The sequence below is a fragment of the Methyloversatilis sp. MC4-4 genome (assembly GCF_049843555.1).
GTDB classification, from domain to species: domain Bacteria; phylum Pseudomonadota; class Gammaproteobacteria; order Burkholderiales; family Rhodocyclaceae; genus Methyloversatilis; species Methyloversatilis discipulorum_B.
The window spans coordinates 355,374-371,385 of record NZ_JBBHZK010000002.1; the positions used below are offsets into that span (position 1 = coordinate 355,374).

Consider the following 16,012-nt stretch of genomic DNA (forward strand, 5'->3'; position numbering starts at 1 on the left):
CCTGCGCCGGCCACGAAGCAGGCATCTTCCATCCGCATCGCCGGGAACGGCGCCCCGCCCTCTGTACAGCCCTGCCTTCGGCGCGCGATTGCTGCCACCCTGCATGCGTGCGGCATTGCACGGCCAATGAGGAAGGAGACGGAATGACGATGAAACATCTGTGGCGCAGCCTTGCACTGAGCCTGGCGGTAGCGGCCGCCGGCAATGCGGGGGCGCAGTCCGCCCATGAGCGCTTCGAGGAGTCGGTGAAGACCGCCGTTGCGCCGCTGGCCGACGGCGCGGTCAGTGGCATGAAGGTGCTCTACCTTGGTGCAGAACACGGCCCGTGGCTGGACAGCGGCTTCCCGGTGAAGGCCGGCGACCGGGTGACCGTGCTGCTGCAGGGGCGCGTTTGGCTGTCGCGTCACTACGACATTTCGCTCGAAGCCCCCCTCCAGCTGTGGCGTCGCATCGGCGAAACCGGAGCGATCTCGCGCGGCCTCGACGCCACCGATACCTTCACCGCCGCGGAGAGCGGCACCGTGCAGTTGAAGAACCTGCCCACCCGCTGGCTCGACGCGAAGGGCCGCTACCAGGGTGAGGCGCCGCCCGCCAGCCCCGATGCCGGCGGCGGCGTCAGCGTGGCGCTGATCCGCTGGGCACCGGATGCCGACGTCGCGGCCACCCTCGCGGCACTGGCCCTGCATCCGGCTGCGCCGGACTGGGCGGCGCCGGCCCTGGCCCGTCTGCAGTCGCCACCTGTCGCGCCCGAGGGCTGGCAGTACCTGTGGGAACTGGGCCCGGCGGAAATCTTCCGCGAGGTCCGCGCCAACGATAACGACGGCGGCCCGAAGCGCCGCATGCACACGCACACGCGCAACGACGTCGCCATCCTGCAAAAACCGGCCGAGGTCGCATTGACGCCGGACACCGAGCTCAAGTGGTCGTGGCGGGTGGACCAGCTGCCGGGCAAACAGGCCGAGAACAGCGTGATCACGCACGACTACATCAGCATCGCGGTCGAGTTCGACAACGGGCAGGACCTGACCTATCTGTGGAGCAGCGCGCTGCCGGTCGGCGAAACCTTTCGCTGCCCGCTGCCCGGCTGGAAGGACCGCGAAACCCATGTCGTTGCGCGCTCCGGCAACACCGACCTCGGCCGCTGGCTGAACGAGTCGCGCAACGTGCTGCAGGACTACGCGAAGGCGGTCGGCGGGCCGCCGCCACAACGCATCGTCCGTGTGTGGCTGATCGCCAACAGCGTGTTCGGACGTGGCGAAGGGCGCGCCCAATTCGGCGATATCCGAATCGGTGCGGGCGGCACCGACCTCGCAGTCTGGTAGTGCGGCATCCAGGGGGCCGGCGGACTCAGTTCTCCGGCCCCATGTCCACCCGCGCCCGCACCTCGAACTCACGCTCGACGTAGGCCCACTCGGGTGACGCCCGCAGCACGTCCAGCAGTGCATCGAACGCCGCTTCGTGTTCCGGTGCGAATTCGAACCAGGTCAGGAAATCGAAAGGCTCGTCCGGCGACAGGTCGCGGCAGTGATGCAGCCGCCGCGCCACCGCCGGCAACACGCGCAGACCGTGCGCGATGTGGTGCGACTGCTCTTCCATGATGGCGCGCCGCTCGTCCTGCGCCAGTGCCCACCAGGCCGTCGACTTGCGGATCGGGATCAGCACGGCGCAGGCCGCGCTGCTGCGACCGAGCGGCGGCGAGGCGGCGGTCAGCGTCTGCTTCTCGTCACGGGTGACGTAGCGCTCGTTGCTGGTGATGCCGCGCAGCGACCACAGGCCGCTGCCTGCCGCATCGCCGGCGACACGGTCGAGACGCGGCGCTTCGGCCAGCGCTTCGCCGATGACGGCGCGTACCTCGGTGATGCGCCAGGGGCCGTCGGCACCGGCGGCGAAAGTCCATAGGCGTTCTGTCATGGCTGACTCCGGTATGGGTGGACGATCAGGCGGAAAGGCGATCGTCGCGCGGGTCTGCATGCATCAGCCATGCCCGCCTGGCACTGGCCTTGCACCTTGCAGCGGGTCGCCGCACGCCCGATGGCGGAGAAATTCGCCGCCTGAATGCACCACATCGGTGCGGAAACGGCTTGCCGACGCGGCAAACATCCTTGCCCTGTCGGCGCTGCCGCAACGTCCCTCCGTGCGATCGCGGCCAGACGACACGACCGGATTCCGGACGCCGCACTCCGGATACCGGACTCCCGACGCCACCCGCGCACACGCTGCCGCCAGCCCTGCGCACCCGTTCAGGACCGCCACTATGACCTTCCGCCGCTTCACGCGTCTGCGATGGACGCCGCCCTTTCGCCACGCGCTGCTCGCCAGCGCAGCCCTGCTCTGCTCAGGTGCCGCCGATGCCCAGATGACCTTGCAGGGCCCAGGCGACAGTTCGCTGACGCTCGGCCTGTGGCTGCGCGCCTCCTACGTCAATGCCGAAGAGGCGCGCCCGGCCGGCGGCAGTGCATACGACAGCGGCTTCACGATGGATTCGGTCCGCCTGCTGTCGGCGGCGAAATTCACCCGCAGGTTCGGCGCCACGCTCACCTTCGAACGCCCGCCGGCCAAGGACATGCAGCTGCTCGACGCCATCCTGCAGTTCGAACTGGCAGAGGGGCTGAACCTGTGGGTCGGCCGGCTGGTGCCGCCGACCGACCGCTCGAACATGGCGGGCAACCAGTTCGCCAATGTGTGGGGCTATCCCTTCGTGTCGCTCTACCCGAACGCCTTCACCGGCCGCGACGACGGCGTGCTGCTGTGGGGCAATCTGTACGCCGACCGGCTGCTCTACAGCGTCGGCGTGTTCGAGGGCAAGAACCGCGGCAGCGGTCTGTCGAATGCCTCCAGTGAGCCGCTGTTCGCGGCCCGCTTCGCCTGGAGCTTCCTCGACCCGGAACCCGGCTACTACGGCACCAGCACCTATTACGGCGACAAGGAGGTGTTCACGCTGGGCGCCGCGCTGATGAGCCAGAAGGACGGCGTCGGTGTGGCCGGCGCCCGCGGTGACTATCGCGCGTGGAACCTGGATGCGCTGTACGAAACCCGCCTGCGCTCCGGCGGTGTGCTCACCGTCGAGGCCGCCTGGTACGACTACGACACCGACGGCGTGGCCGACGTTGCGCCCGCCGACCCGCTGTGTTCGCGCGTGAGCAACTGCGGTGGCGCGCTGCAGGCGGATGCCGCGCTGCTCACCGTCGGCTACCTGATCCCGCACGCGTTCGGCCCCGGTCGCTTCCAGCCTTACGTGCGCTTCCAGCGCCTGGATCCGGACGCCGGCGCGCGCGCCGAACAGTGGGACGTCGGTACGAACTACGTCATATCGGGTCACAAAGCGCGCCTCACCGCGGTGTATTCGAGCGCGAAAACGCAGGGCGCCACATCGCTCGACCGCTTCGTGCTCGGCCTGCAGCTGCTGTACTAGGTGCCGATTCAGTCGCTGGACGCGCGCATTGCCAGTGCGGCGGCGGCGGCGCGGGTTTCGACGCCGAGCTTTTCGTAGATGTGCTCCAGGTGCTTGTTAACAGTGCGCGGACTCATGCCGAGGATGTCGCCGATATCGCGGTTGGTCTTGCCCTTGGCCAGCCAGGACAGCACCTCGGCCTCGCGCGGCGTCAGCTGGGCGCCAGCGATGCGGGTGCTCGATTCGCCGCGCTTCCTGATGTCGAGCAGCAGCATGTGTTCGCCCAGCCCGACGGCGCCCAGGCTGCGTGCATAAAGCGCCTGGTCGCCCTGCTCGCGCAGCAGTCGCGCATCGGCGGCGGGGTCCGCCGTCAACCCGGCCGGATCGCCCAGCCAGTCTGCGGTGGCCGCCGCCGGGTCGATACCGAACTGACCCAGGCACTCGCCGGCACGCGGCGAGCGCCAGGCGACGCGGCCGAGTGCATCGACCACCAGCACGCCGAGGCCGGCCACGTCCACCGCCTGCCGTGCGATGCGCACCGCGCGCGCGTTGCGCACGTGGGCGGTGAGCCGCGCCAGCACCTCTTCGACACGCAGGGGCTTGACCACGTAGTCGGTGCCGCCGGCGGTAAAGCCCTCGACCACCTCTGCGGTGCCCGACAGCCCGGTCATGAAGATGATGGGCACGTGGGTCAGCCCCGGCTCTTCGCGGATGCGGCGACAGGTTTCGAAGCCGGACAGGCCGGGCATCACCGCGTCGAGCAGGATGGCGTCGGGCACCACCCATTCGAGACGGGCCAGCGCCGACGCGCCATCGTGTGCGATCAGCACAGTGTAGCCGGCCTGCGACAGCGCGTCGCACAGGAAGCCGAGCGAATCGGGCGCGTCGTCAACGACGAGCACGACCGGTTGATGGAATTCAGAGTGCATGGGCGTCGCGTTGTAATAGTTGTGTGAAGCGTATGAGGTCGAAGCCGTCGACCAGCGCGCGCAGGCGCCGGCAGTCTTCGCGTGCGGCCTCGGACCGTTCGGAAATCGCGTCCAGCAGCGTGGCGATGCCATTGACGTGACCCAGCCGCGACAGGCGCAGCAGCGCGGCGCGCTCTTCGTCGTCGAGCGCGGCAAGCGGCGCGTCGGCGGCCGGCTCGGCCTTCGGCGGTGCGGCGTCGGCCGGTTCGTCGACATGCCAGGTCAGGTCCAGCGCCTCGCGCAACTGGTCCAGCAGTTCGGACTCCATGACCGGTTTGGGCACGAAGCCGGCGCAGCCGGCGGTACGCAGCAGTTCGCTGCGGTTCTCGAACACATTGGCCGACACCATCAGCACCGGTATCGGCGCGCCGTCGAACTCGCGCAGGCGGCGCGCGGTTTCCCAACCGTCCATGCCGTCCATATTGATGTCCAGCAGCACCACGTCCGGGCGCACGCGGGCGACGCAGTCCAGCGCCTCGCGGCCGCTGGCCGCCTCGTCGACGTCGAAACCGAGCGGCGCCAGCATGCCGGTCAGCATGTGGCGCTGGGTGGCGTCGTCATCGACCAGCAGCACGCGCATGCGCGGGCCTTCGTAGCCGATGACGGTGCGCATCGACCGCGTCTGCGTCGGCACCGACAGGTATTCGGGCAGGTAGAGCCGCAGACGGAAAGTGGAGCCGCGGCCGAGCTCGCTGTCCAGCGTCAGTTCGCCGCCCATCAGCGAGGTGAGCATGCGGGTGATGCTCAGGCCCAGGCCGGTGCCCGGCTCGGCGATGACGCGGCCGCTGGCGCTGCGCTCGAAGGGCATGAAGATGCGCGCATGGTCGTCCGCCGCGATGCCGGGGCCGGTGTCGGCGATTTCGAAGCGCGCCACCTCCATCCGGTAATCGATGCGCAGCACCACCTCGCCCTGCTCGGTGAACTTGACCGCATTCGCCAGCAGATTGATCAGCACCTGGCGCAGCCGCTTGGCGTCGACACGTACGTAGTCCGGCAGCCGGCCGGTCGTTTCGATGCGGAATTGCAGACCCTTGCGCGCCGCCTGCGGCTCGAACATCTTGGCCAGATCGTCCAGCAGTTCGCGCAGCGGCATCGGCGCCGGATCCAGCCTGAGCTTGCCGGCCTCGATGCGCGCCAGGTCGAGCAGTCCGTCGATCAGGCCCAGCAGGTGTTCGCCACTGCGCAGAATGGTGCCCAGCGCACGCTTCTGCGTGTCGTCGCTGCCGCCCTTGCCGGTGCTGCCGCTACTGCCCGTCTCGCGCAGCAGGATCTGCGCGTAGCCGAGAATGCTGTTCAGCGGCGTGCGCAGTTCGTGGCTGATGCCGGTCACGTAGCGCGTCTTGGCGAGGTTGGCCGACTCGGCGGCGTCCTTGGCCTTCTGCAGCGCAAGGTCGGTCTTGCGGTGTGCGTCGATTTCGCGCATCAGCAGCTGGTTCTGCCGGTTCGATTCGTCCTGCGCAAGCCGCCGGCTTTCCGAACCGAGCACGATCCACCAGGCGCATACCGCGCACAGCAGCACCAGCAGCGCGAAGGTTTTCGACAGCGTGAGCTGCAGGCTGTCACGCGCCGCCGGGTAGAGGCCGCTGACGATGGCTTCCTGGTAGAACACGACGCCGAAGATGACCGCGAGCAGCACGGTGAGCGACAGGAACACGACCAGGAAATGGCCGACGCGGAAGTTCACCCGCCGCGCCAGCTGCACCGGCAGGATGGCATTCAGGAAGGCGTGCAGCTGGTCGGCCGCGCTGGCGTCGGTCTTGCAGCGGTCGTGGCAGCGCGATTCGAGCGTGCAGCACAGCGAACAGATGGGCTGGCCGTAGGCCGGGCAGTACGCCATGTCCTCCGATTCGAAGCTGTTCTCGCAGACGTGGCAGGTCACCGTCTGGCCCGGCCGCCACTGCGTGGCACTGCGTCGCGCGAGGTAGTAGCGGCCGCGCGTGGCGAGCGCGATCAGTGGCGCGGTGACGAAGGCAGTGGCCAGCGAGATGAAGGGCGAGAAGGCCTGCGCCATGTCGCCCATCCAGCCGGTGTAGGCGAGCACGGATACGACGGTGGCGATCAGCATTGAGCCGAGGCCGACCGGGTTGATCTCGTACAGGTGGGCGCGCTTGAACTCGATGTGCGACGGCGACAGACCGAGCGGCTTGTTCACGACCAGGTCGGCCACCAGGGCGCCGACCCAGGCGATGGCGAGATTGGCGTAGAGGCCGAGCACATGCTCCAGCGCCTCGAACACGCCAAGCAGCATCAGCAGCAGCGCGATCACCACGTTGAACACCAGCCACACGACGCGGCCAGGGTGGCTGTGCGTGAGGCGGGCGAAGAAGTTGGACCAGGCGAGCGAGCCGGCGTAGGCATTGGTCACGTTGATCTTCAGCTGCGACACGATGACGAACAGCGCGGTCACCGCCAGCACGACGGCCGGCGAATCGAACACGTAGGCGAAGCCGGCGAGATACATCTGCGTCGGTTCGACCGCGCGGTCCACCGGCACCATGGCCTGCAGCGCCAGGAAGGCAAGGAAGGCGCCGCCCAGCATCTTCACCATGCCCGGCACCACCCATCCGGGGCCGGCGATCAGCACCGAGGCCCACCAGCGCACCCGGTTCTCGCGCGTCTTCTCCGGCAGGAAGCGCAGGTAGTCCACCTGTTCACCGATCTGCACCACCAGTGAAATCGCCACCGTCGACGCCGCACCGAACATGATCCAGTCGAATTCGCTGCTGCCCGAACTGCGGCCACTGAGGCCGGTGAATTCCGAATACAGGTGCGGCGCCTGCCACCACACCGCGAGGTAGGGCAGCACCAGCAGCACGATCCACAGCGGCTGCGTCCACAGCTGTATGCGGCTGATCAGCGTGACACCGTGGATCACCAGCGGAATCACCACCACCGAGCAGAGCAGATAGCTCCACGCCAGCGGCAGGCCGAAGTACATCTCGAAGGCGAGCGCCATGATGGCCGCCTCGATGGCGAAGAAGATGAAGGTGAAGCTCGCATAGACCAGCGAGGTGATGGTCGAGCCGAGGTAGCCGAAGCCGGCACCGCGCGTGAGCAGGTCCATGTCCACGCCGTACTTGGCGGCGCAGTAGCTGATCGGCAGGCCGGTCAGGAAGGTGATCAGCCCGACCAGCAGGATGGCATACAGCGCATTGGTGAAGCCGTAGTTCAGCGCGATGGCGCCGCCGATCGCCTCCAGCGCCAGGAAGGACACCGCGCCGAAGGCGGTGTTGGCGACCCGCCACTCCGACCACTTGCGGAAGCTGCGCGGCGTGTAGCGCAGCGCGTAGTCCTCGAGCGTCTCGTTGGCGACCCAGGTGTTGTAGTCGCGGCGGATCTTGAATATCTGGTGGGTGGCTTCGGACATCGGGGCAGGCGCTGACGCGATCGAGGCCACACCATGCAAGAAATGCTCCGGGCAGCGAAACCGCGCGCCACCCGGAGCCCAAGTGCAGCTTCCCTCCACGCCGCGCACCCCGACGGTGCCCTCGGCAACATCCTGGTGCAGTGCGACAGCGCAGGATTCCACCTTAGCACCGGCCCACCCCGATCGCGGGTGTTGCGCCGAGTACGCACATACGTCAATCGACGTATTCCGGCTACGCACCCCCGAACACTACTTTTCGCACCGCAGCGAGCGATTGCGGTGCAGTGCACAAAACGATTCAACGGCCGCAACCGGATCGCCTGAAGCTCCCCAACCCCTTCCGCTCAGGAGAAACGATATGGCTGACAAGAAAGACACGATTCCGGCACCGCTCACCGACGAACAGCGTCGCAAGGTTCTGCTCGGCATGGCGGCTGCACCGGCGCTGATGGTGCCCGGCGTCAGCTTCGGCAATGCGCAGTTCCCGACAGCCAAGGTCAATACGACCAAGCTCGCGGTCACCGACACCGAAGTCATCGTGGGTCAGCTGCACTCCGCCACCGGCACGATGGCGATCTCGGAAACCGGCTCCATCCAGGCCGAACAGCTGGCGATCGACCAGATCAACGCGATGGGCGGCATCCTCGGTCGCAAGATCAAGGTGATCAAGGAAGACGGCGCCTCCGACTGGCCGACCTTCGCCGAGAAGTCGAAGAAGCTGCTGGTGAACGACAAGGTGGCCTGCGTGTTCGGCTGCTGGACCTCGGCCTCGCGCAAGGCGGTGCTGCCGGTGTTCGAAAAGGAGAACGGCCTGCTCTACTACCCGACCTTCTACGAAGGCCTGGAGCAGTCGAAGAACGTCATCTACACCGGTCAGGAAGCCACCCAGCAGATCATCTGGGGTCTCGACTGGGCGTCGAAGGAAAAGAAGGCCAAGACCTACTTCCTGGTCGGCTCCGACTACATCTGGCCGCGCACCTCGATGAAGATCGCGCGCAAGCACATCGAGTCGGTCGGCAAGCTGGGCAAGGTGGTGGGCGAGGAGTACTACCCGCTCGGCCACACCAACTTCAACTCGCTGATCAACAAGATCAAGGTCGCCAAGCCGGACTGCATCTTCGCAGCCGTGGTGGGTGGCTCCAACGTGGCGTTCTACAAGCAGCTGAAGGCGGCCGGCATCACCGGCGTCAAGCAGTTCCTGCTGACGCTGTCGGTGACCGAGGACGAAATGCTGGGCGTGGGCGGTGAAAACTTCGCCGGCTTCTACTCCTCGATGAAGTACTTCCAGTCGCTCGACAACGCCAACAACAAGGCTTTCGTCGAGGCCTTCAAGAAGGCCTACGGTCCGAAGTCGGTGATCGGCGACGTGACCCAGGCCGGCTATCTCGGCCCCTGGCTGTGGAAAGCCGCGGTCGAGAAGGCGGGCAGCTTCGATGTCGACAAGGTGGTTGCCGCCTCGCCCGGCATCGAACTGAAGAGCGCGCCGGAAGGCTACGTGAAGGTCCATGAGAACCATCACCTGTGGTCCAAGGCGCGCATCGCGCAGGGCCAGCCGGACGGCACGTTCAAGGTGGTCGCCGAATCGGCCGACCTGATCGAACCCAACCCCTTCCCCAAGGGCTACCAGTAATACCCCGGCGTGCCGCCCCGGCGCAGACCGGGCGGCGCGCCTCCTTTCCCTGCACCGGCCGGGCATTGCCCGGCCCACCGTCCGGAGGTCCGTCATGTCGTTCGACGAAATCTACAACATCGCCCTGATGCAGGGCTTCGCCGGTCTGAGCCTGTTCTCGGTCCTGCTGCTGATGGGCCTCGGCCTCGCCATCATCTTCGGCCAGATGGGCGTGATCAACATGGCGCATGGCGAATTCATGACCATCGGCGCCTACACCATCTTCATGTTCTCCAGCCTGACCGAAACCTATGCGCCCGGGCTGGTGCAAGCCTATTTCCCGATCGCCATCGTCGCCGCCTTCTTCATCGCGTTCGCGGTCGGCTGGCTGACCGAGTGGGCGCTGATACGACACCTGTACAAACGGCCGCTGGATACGCTGCTCGCCACCTGGGGCCTTTCGCTGGGCATGCAGCAGGTGTTCCGCTCGACCTTCGGTCCGAAGGAAGTGAGCCCCACCCTGCCCGAGTGGCTGATGGGTTCGTGGGCGCCGTCCGAAGGACTGGACATCCCGATCAACGGCCTGTTCGTGCTCGGCCTCACTGCCGTGGTGACCGGCGGCGTGCTTCTCGCGCTGTACAAGTCGCGCTGGGGTCTGCGTGTGCGCGCCACCGTCGCCAACCGCGCGATGGCCAACGCCACCGGCATCAACACCAAACGCACCGACCGCCTCACCTTCGCCATCGGCTGCGGTATCGCCGGTGTGGCCGGCGCGGCCTTCACCACCATCGGTTCGACCGGCCCGACTTCGGGCTCGCTCTACATCGTCGATGCCTTCCTGGTGGTGACCTTCGGCGGCGCCGCTTCGCTGCTCGGCACCGTGGCGTCGGCCTTCGGCATCGCCCAGACACAGTCGATCGCCGAGTTCTTCCTGACCGGCTCGATGGCCAAGGTACTCACGCTGCTGCTCATCGTGACCATCCTGATGATCCGTCCGCAGGGCCTCTTCGCCTCGAAGATCCGCCGCTGAACGCGATCCGTACCGACTTCGCACCTTCCAGGAGATTCACATGGACGCATTCAAGAACTGGGTCGCACGAACCGGCATGGGGAGCGTGCTCGTCCTCGCGCTCGTCATCATGGTCGTGTTCCCGCTGACGATGGACATCTTCCGTCTGAACCTCGTCGGCAAATACCTCACCTACGCCTTCGTCGCCGTCGGCCTCGTCATGCTGTGGGGCTACGGCGGCATCCTGAGTCTCGGTCAGGGTGTGTTCTTCGGCCTCGGCGGCTACATGATGGCGATGTTCCTGAAGCTCGAGGCCTCCGATCCGGAATCGACCAAGATCCAGAGCACGCCGGGCATTCCGGACTTCATGGACTGGAACCAGATCACCGAACTGCCGTTCTGGTGGGAGCCGTTCAACCACCTGCCGCTGGCGCTGATCGCGGTGGTGCTGGTGCCGATGCTGCTGGCCTTCATCATCAGCTTCGCGATGTTCAAGCGCCGGGTCGGTGGCGTGTATTTCGCCATCATCACGCAGGCGGTGGCGCTCATCCTGACCGTGCTCATCATCGGCCAGCAGGGCTACACCGGCGGCGTCAATGGCATCACCGACCTGAAGACCCTGCTCGGCTGGGACATCCGCGACGACTCATCGAAGTACGTCCTGTACTTCGTCAATGCCGCGCTGCTGATCGGCGTCATCCTGCTCTGCCGCTGGATACAGATGTCCAAGCTCGGCACGCTGCTGCTGGCGATGCGCGACAAGGAAGACCGGGTGCGCTTCTCCGGCTACGACGTGGCGATGTTCAAGGTGTTCGTGTTCGTGCTGGCGGCCGGCATCTCGGCCATCGGCGGCGCGATGTTCACGCTGCAGGTCGGCTTCATGTCGCCGTCCTTCGTCGGCATCGTGCCGTCGATCGAGATGGTCATCTTCGCCGCGGTGGGCGGTCGCATGTCGCTGGTCGGCGCGGTGTATGGCGCGCTGCTGGTCAACGCCGGCAAGACCTACTTCTCGGAGAGCGCGCCCGACCTCTGGCTGTTCCTGATGGCCGCGCTGTTCATCGGCGTCGTGCTCGCCTTCCCCAACGGCCTGGCCGGTCTGTACGAAAGCCACGTGAAGCCCTGGTTCTCGCGTCGCAAGTCTGCCGCCAAGCCGGCTGAGTCGGCGGGCGAGCCGCCGGCACCGCCCTCGGCCCCCACCCACAAGTCCGCACCGCCCGCCGCGCTGCCCGGCGGCGTACAGGGCCAGTCGGCCTGACACCGCGCCCGACCTGACAGGAGACCGACATGAGCAATACCGACTTCGTACTGGCAATCGAGGACCTCACCGTGTCCTTCGACGGCTTCAAGGCGATCGACGCGCTGACCCTCTACGTCGATCGCGGCGAGCTGCGCGTGATCATCGGCCCGAACGGCGCCGGCAAGACCACGCTGCTCGACCTGATCTGCGGCAAGACCAAGGCCAGCGGCGGCAGCATCAAGTTCAAGAACGTGGAGATGACCAAGCTGCAGGAACACAAGATCGTGCGCGCCGGCATCGGCCGCAAGTTCCAGACGCCGTCGATCTACGAAAACCTTTCGGTGTTCAAGAACCTGGAAGTGTCCTTCCCGCGCGGCCGCAGCGTGCTCGGCGCGCTCGGCTTCCGCTGCACCGACGAGGTGAAGGCGCGCGTGCAGTCGGTGGCCGACGAGATCGGCCTCGGCGACGCGCTCGACACCGAAGCCGGCCTGCTCAGCCACGGCCAGAAGCAGTGGCTGGAAATCGGCATGTTGCTGATGCAGGAGCCGGAGCTGCTGATGCTCGACGAACCGATCGCCGGCATGAGCGTGCGCGAACGCGAACTGACCGCCGAACTGCTGCAGCGCATCTGCAAGGGCCGCTCGGTGATCGTGATCGAGCACGACATGGATTTCGTCAAGCGCATCGCCCACAAGGTCACCGTCATGCACCAGGGAAAGATCCTCGCCGAAGGATCGATGGACAAGGTGCAGAACGATCCCAAGGTCATCGACGTTTATCTGGGCCACTGAGTCAGCGGCCCCGCCCACGCGCCAGTCATCGCAAAAGGACACCACCATGCTCAACGTCAAGGACGTACATGTCGCCTACGGGCAGAGCGAGGCACTGCACGGCATCTCGTTCGAAGCCAATGCCAACGAAACGGTCGCCATCATGGGCCGCAACGGCATGGGCAAGACCACGCTGTTCAAGTCACTGATCGGGATCCTGCCGCTGAAGAGCGGCCACATCGAAGTCGCCGGCAACGAAGTATCGAAGGACGAAAGCTACAAGCGCGTCGCCAAGGGCATCGCCTACGTGCCGCAGGGCCGGATGATTTTCCCGACGCTCACCGTCGAGGAGAACATCCACACCGGCCTCGAAAACGCCAAGGTCAAGAAGGTGCCGGACGAGATCTACGCCCTCTTCCCGGTGCTGTGGGAAATGCGCCGCCGCAAGGGCGGCAACCTGTCCGGCGGGCAGCAGCAGCAGCTCGCCATTGCCCGCGCGCTGGTGACCGACCCCAAGGTGCTGCTGCTCGATGAGCCGACCGAAGGCATCCAGCCGTCGATCATCAAGGACATCGCGCGCGCGCTGAACGAAATCCGCAAGTTGCGCCAGATCACCATCGTCGTGTCCGAGCAGGTGCTGAGCTTCGCGATGGACGTGGCCGACCGCCTGTTCGTCATCGAAGGCGGCCGCCTGGTCCATGAGAGCACCCGCGCGGAAACCGATACCGCGCACATCAAGCAGTTCCTGTCCGTCTGACCCCGCCCACCGCCGCAACACCGCCCAACCGCCCCTTCCACCCAAGGAGATCAACATGGCAGAGACCCTGATCAAGGTAGACCTGAAGCAGTCGCCGTATGAGAACGACATGGTGCACAACCGCTGGCACCCGGACATCCCCATCGTCGCGTGGGTGAAGCCGGGCGACGACTTCAAGATCGAAACCTACGACTGGACCGGCGGCTACATCCAGAACAACGACAGCGCCGACGACGTGCGCGACGTCGACCTGACCACGGTGCACTTCCTGTCCGGCCCGATCGGCGTCGAAGGCTGCGAGCCGGGCGACCTGCTGGTGGTCGACATCCTCGACATCGGCGCCAAGGAAGACAGCCTGTGGGGCTTCAACGGCTTCTTCTCGAAGAAGAACGGCGGCGGCTTCCTGACCGATCACTTCCCGCTGGCGCAGAAGTCGATCTGGGACATCAAGGGCATGTTCACCGAATCGCGCCACGTGCCGGGCGTCAAGTACGCCGGCCTGATCCACCCGGGTCTGATCGGCTGCCTGCCCGATCCCAAGCTGCTCGAAGAGTGGAACAAGCGCGAAATCGACTTCATCAACACCGACCCGGAACGGGTGCCGCCGCTGGGCTGCCCGCCGTGCGCACCGACCGCTCACATGGGCCGCCTGAAGGGCGAAGCCCGCGACAAGGCGGCGATGGAAGGCGCGCGTACCGTGCCGCCGCGCGAACACGGCGGCAACTGCGACATCAAGGATCTGTCGCGCGGCTCGCGCATCTACTTCCCGGTCTATGTGAAGGGCGGCGGCCTGTCGATGGGCGACCTGCACTTCTCGCAGGGCGACGGTGAAATCACTTTCTGCGGCGCCATCGAAATGGCCGGCTGGCTGCACCTGCGGGTGAACATCATCAAGGACGGCATGAAGAAGTACGCGGTCAAGAACCCGATCTTCAAGCCCAGCCCGATCACGCCCAAGTACGACGACTACCTCATCTTCGAAGGCATCTCTGTCGACGAGCAGGGCAAGCAGCATTACCTCGATGTGCATGTCGCCTACCGTCAGGCCTGCCTGAACGCGATCGAGTACCTGAAGAAATTCGGCTACTCGGGCGCCCAGGCCTATTCGATCCTCGGCACCGCACCGGTGCAGGGCCACATCAGCGGCGTGGTCGACATTCCGAACGCCTGCGCGACGCTGTGGCTGCCGACCGACATCTTCGACTTCGACATCATGCCGACCGAAGCCGGTCCGCAGAAATTCCTCGACGGCAGCGTGCAGATGCCGATCTCGGAAGACGTCTGAGGACGCTGCCATGCCGACCTACGACTTTCACTGCGAGGCGCATGGCAGCTTTTCCGCCATGCGCAGCATCGCGCAGCGGGACGCGCCCTGCCTCTGCCCGGCCTGCGGCCAGCCGGCCGCACGCCAGCTGATCTCCGCACCGGCCTTCGCCGACATGCCGGGCCAGCTGCGCAGCGCGCACGCCACCAACGAACGCGCACGCCACGAGCCCAAGCTGGCCAGCCGCACGCACGGCCCCGGCTGCTCGTGCTGCAGCGGCAAGACCAGCAAGACCACGGCTGTCGCGCGCGACGGCTCCAAGGCCTTCCCGACGAAACGCCCCTGGATGATCAGTCACTGATCGCCCGGTCCGCCCCATTTGCAGTCCGTCATTGCAGTCCGCTCTTTGAACCTCGCACCTTGAACCTCAACAACCGGGAGTCCAGCACCATGAAGAACATCACCAAGAACCGTCTGCGCAAAGCCAGTGCTCTTGCCGTCGCCCTCGCCGCCTGCGGCAGCGCGAACGCGGGCGTCACCGTTGCCGGTCCCGGCGAAAGCTATCTGACGCTCAGCCTGTGGGCGCGCACCTCCTACACCAACGCCGAAGACGCGGCACCGAACGGCACCTCGCGCTCGAACGACTTCTCGGTGGACTCGGTCCGTATCATCACCAGCGGCAAGATCACCAAGAACATCGGCGGCATGATCAACTTCGAGCGCCAGTCCGACGAATCGATGCGCATCCTCGACGCGGTCGCCCAGTTCGAACTGACCGAAGGCGTGAACTTCTGGTTCGGCCGCATGCTGCCGCCGACCGACCGCGCCAACATGGCCGGCCCCTACTTCGCCAACGTGTGGGAATACCCGATGGTGTCGCAGTACCCGAACGCCTTCACCGGCCGCGACGACGGCGCGCTGCTGTGGGGTAACGTGCTCGGCGGCAAGCTGCTGTACTCCGTCGGTGCCTACCAGGGCAAGAACCGCGGCACCGGCCTGTCGAACGACTCCGACGATCCGCTGTACGCCACCCGTATCGCCTACAGCTTCCTCGATCCGGAACTGGGCTACTACGGCACCAACAGCTATTTCGGCAGCAAGGAAATCTTCACCGTCGGCATGGCCTACCAGATGCAGAAGAACGGTGTCGGCACCGCACTCGCCCGCGGCGACTACCGCGCCTGGAACATCGACGCGCTGTACGAAACCAAGCTCGCCGGCGGCGGCGTAATGACGCTGGAAGGCGCCTGGTACGACTACGACACCGACGGCGTGACCGACGTAACGGCCGGCAACATCCTCTGCACCAATGTGAACAACTGCGGCGGCGCACAGGCCGGCGACGCCTGGCTGCTGACCGCCGCCTACCTGATCCCGACCAAGATCGGCATCGGCCAGTTCCAGCCCTACACCCGCTACCAGAAGTTCAACGCCGACACCGGCGGCGACACCAAGCAGTGGGACTTCGGCCTGACCTATGTGATGGCCGGCCACAACGCACGCATCACCGCGGTGTACTCCGACATGGAAAACGCCGCCGGTACCGACACCGACAAGTTCGTGCTCGGCGTGCAGCTGATGTACTGATCCACCTCGACCCACCGGCGCGCAGGGCGCCGGGCCGGTCGATTCCAGGGCAC

Annotated in this window: 13 protein-coding genes; 10 read left to right on the plus strand and 3 right to left on the minus strand. The window is 66.2% G+C overall.

Annotated features, from left to right (window positions below; translation table 11 throughout):
* The first annotated feature begins 143 nt into the window (after positions 1-143).
* Positions 144-1,322, plus strand: coding sequence for a DUF3047 domain-containing protein (locus WDZ97_RS08560; protein ID WP_304000964.1), 1,179 nt, complete (start codon positions 144-146; stop codon positions 1,320-1,322).
* A 25-nt stretch (positions 1,323-1,347) separates the two neighbouring features.
* Here WDZ97_RS08560 and WDZ97_RS08565 read toward each other — a convergent pair whose 3' ends face one another.
* Positions 1,348-1,911 (minus strand): chlorite dismutase, encoded by a 564-nt coding sequence (locus WDZ97_RS08565; RefSeq protein WP_425762468.1) that lies wholly within the window; start codon positions 1,909-1,911, stop codon positions 1,348-1,350.
* 343 nt (positions 1,912-2,254) lie between these two features.
* Between WDZ97_RS08565 and WDZ97_RS08570 the strand changes: the two genes are divergently transcribed.
* Positions 2,255-3,412: a hypothetical protein gene (locus WDZ97_RS08570; RefSeq protein ID WP_425762469.1), complete on the plus strand. Its 1,158-nt coding sequence runs from the start codon at positions 2,255-2,257 to the stop codon at positions 3,410-3,412.
* Positions 3,413-3,420: 8 nt separating this feature from the next.
* Here WDZ97_RS08570 and WDZ97_RS08575 read toward each other — a convergent pair whose 3' ends face one another.
* Positions 3,421-4,320 carry a response regulator gene (locus tag WDZ97_RS08575; protein WP_425762470.1) on the minus strand — a complete coding sequence of 300 codons (900 nt, stop codon included), beginning with the start codon at positions 4,318-4,320 and terminating at the stop codon, positions 3,421-3,423.
* Complete coding sequence (locus WDZ97_RS08580; protein ID WP_425762471.1) at positions 4,310-7,726, minus strand: ATP-binding protein; 3,417 nt, start codon at positions 7,724-7,726, stop codon at positions 4,310-4,312. Before WDZ97_RS08580 ends, WDZ97_RS08575 begins: the two co-directional genes overlap by 11 nt.
* Before the next feature lie 358 nt (positions 7,727-8,084).
* Here WDZ97_RS08580 and urtA point away from each other — a divergent pair, with 358 nt between their 5' ends.
* The 8 genes from urtA to WDZ97_RS08620 all read left to right on the plus strand — a co-directional run bounded on the left by urtA (position 8,085) and on the right by WDZ97_RS08620 (position 15,959).
* Positions 8,085-9,356: an urea ABC transporter substrate-binding protein gene (urtA, locus tag WDZ97_RS08585; RefSeq protein ID WP_019918871.1), complete on the plus strand. Its 1,272-nt coding sequence runs from the start codon at positions 8,085-8,087 to the stop codon at positions 9,354-9,356.
* Positions 9,357-9,450: 94 nt separating this feature from the next.
* Positions 9,451-10,365, plus strand: coding sequence for an urea ABC transporter permease subunit UrtB (urtB, locus tag WDZ97_RS08590; protein ID WP_425762472.1), 915 nt, complete (start codon positions 9,451-9,453; stop codon positions 10,363-10,365).
* Between the two features lie 40 nt (positions 10,366-10,405).
* Positions 10,406-11,599, plus strand: coding sequence for an urea ABC transporter permease subunit UrtC (gene urtC, locus WDZ97_RS08595; protein ID WP_425762473.1), 1,194 nt, complete (start codon positions 10,406-10,408; stop codon positions 11,597-11,599).
* A 29-nt stretch (positions 11,600-11,628) separates the two neighbouring features.
* Positions 11,629-12,372 carry an urea ABC transporter ATP-binding protein UrtD gene (urtD, locus tag WDZ97_RS08600; RefSeq protein ID WP_019918874.1) on the plus strand — a complete coding sequence of 248 codons (744 nt, stop codon included), beginning with the start codon at positions 11,629-11,631 and terminating at the stop codon, positions 12,370-12,372.
* A 46-nt stretch (positions 12,373-12,418) separates the two neighbouring features.
* On the plus strand, positions 12,419-13,108 hold the full coding sequence (gene urtE / locus WDZ97_RS08605) for an urea ABC transporter ATP-binding subunit UrtE (protein ID WP_341421889.1): 690 nt from the start codon (positions 12,419-12,421) through the stop codon (positions 13,106-13,108).
* Positions 13,109-13,163: 55 nt separating this feature from the next.
* A complete protein-coding gene (gene fmdA / locus WDZ97_RS08610) occupies positions 13,164-14,393 on the plus strand; it encodes a formamidase (protein WP_019918876.1) in 1,230 nt (409 codons plus the stop codon).
* Positions 14,394-14,403: 10 nt separating this feature from the next.
* Positions 14,404-14,733 (plus strand): FmdB family zinc ribbon protein, encoded by a 330-nt coding sequence (locus WDZ97_RS08615; RefSeq protein WP_020164090.1) that lies wholly within the window; start codon positions 14,404-14,406, stop codon positions 14,731-14,733.
* Positions 14,734-14,822: 89 nt separating this feature from the next.
* A complete protein-coding gene (locus WDZ97_RS08620; RefSeq protein WP_425762474.1) occupies positions 14,823-15,959 on the plus strand; it encodes a hypothetical protein in 1,137 nt (378 codons plus the stop codon).
* Positions 15,960-16,012: the final 53 nt, after the last annotated feature.

Bases quoted from the DNA above. Each gene is read 5' to 3' on its own strand.
- WDZ97_RS08560 (WP_304000964.1), top strand. From the start codon at position 144: ATGACGATGAAACATCTGTGGCGCAGCCTTGCACTGAGCCTGGCGGTA.
- WDZ97_RS08565 (WP_425762468.1), bottom strand. From the start codon at position 1,911: ATGACAGAACGCCTATGGACTTTCGCCGCCGGTGCCGACGGCCCCTGG.
- WDZ97_RS08570 (WP_425762469.1), top strand. From the start codon at position 2,255: ATGACCTTCCGCCGCTTCACGCGTCTGCGATGGACGCCGCCCTTTCGC.
- WDZ97_RS08575 (WP_425762470.1), bottom strand. From the start codon at position 4,320: ATGCACTCTGAATTCCATCAACCGGTCGTGCTCGTCGTTGACGACGCG.
- WDZ97_RS08580 (WP_425762471.1), bottom strand. From the start codon at position 7,726: ATGTCCGAAGCCACCCACCAGATATTCAAGATCCGCCGCGACTACAAC.
- urtA (WP_019918871.1), top strand. From the start codon at position 8,085: ATGGCTGACAAGAAAGACACGATTCCGGCACCGCTCACCGACGAACAG.
- urtB (WP_425762472.1), top strand. From the start codon at position 9,451: ATGTCGTTCGACGAAATCTACAACATCGCCCTGATGCAGGGCTTCGCC.
- urtC (WP_425762473.1), top strand. From the start codon at position 10,406: ATGGACGCATTCAAGAACTGGGTCGCACGAACCGGCATGGGGAGCGTG.
- urtD (WP_019918874.1), top strand. From the start codon at position 11,629: ATGAGCAATACCGACTTCGTACTGGCAATCGAGGACCTCACCGTGTCC.
- urtE (WP_341421889.1), top strand. From the start codon at position 12,419: ATGCTCAACGTCAAGGACGTACATGTCGCCTACGGGCAGAGCGAGGCA.
- fmdA (WP_019918876.1), top strand. From the start codon at position 13,164: ATGGCAGAGACCCTGATCAAGGTAGACCTGAAGCAGTCGCCGTATGAG.
- WDZ97_RS08615 (WP_020164090.1), top strand. From the start codon at position 14,404: ATGCCGACCTACGACTTTCACTGCGAGGCGCATGGCAGCTTTTCCGCC.
- WDZ97_RS08620 (WP_425762474.1), top strand. From the start codon at position 14,823: ATGAAGAACATCACCAAGAACCGTCTGCGCAAAGCCAGTGCTCTTGCC.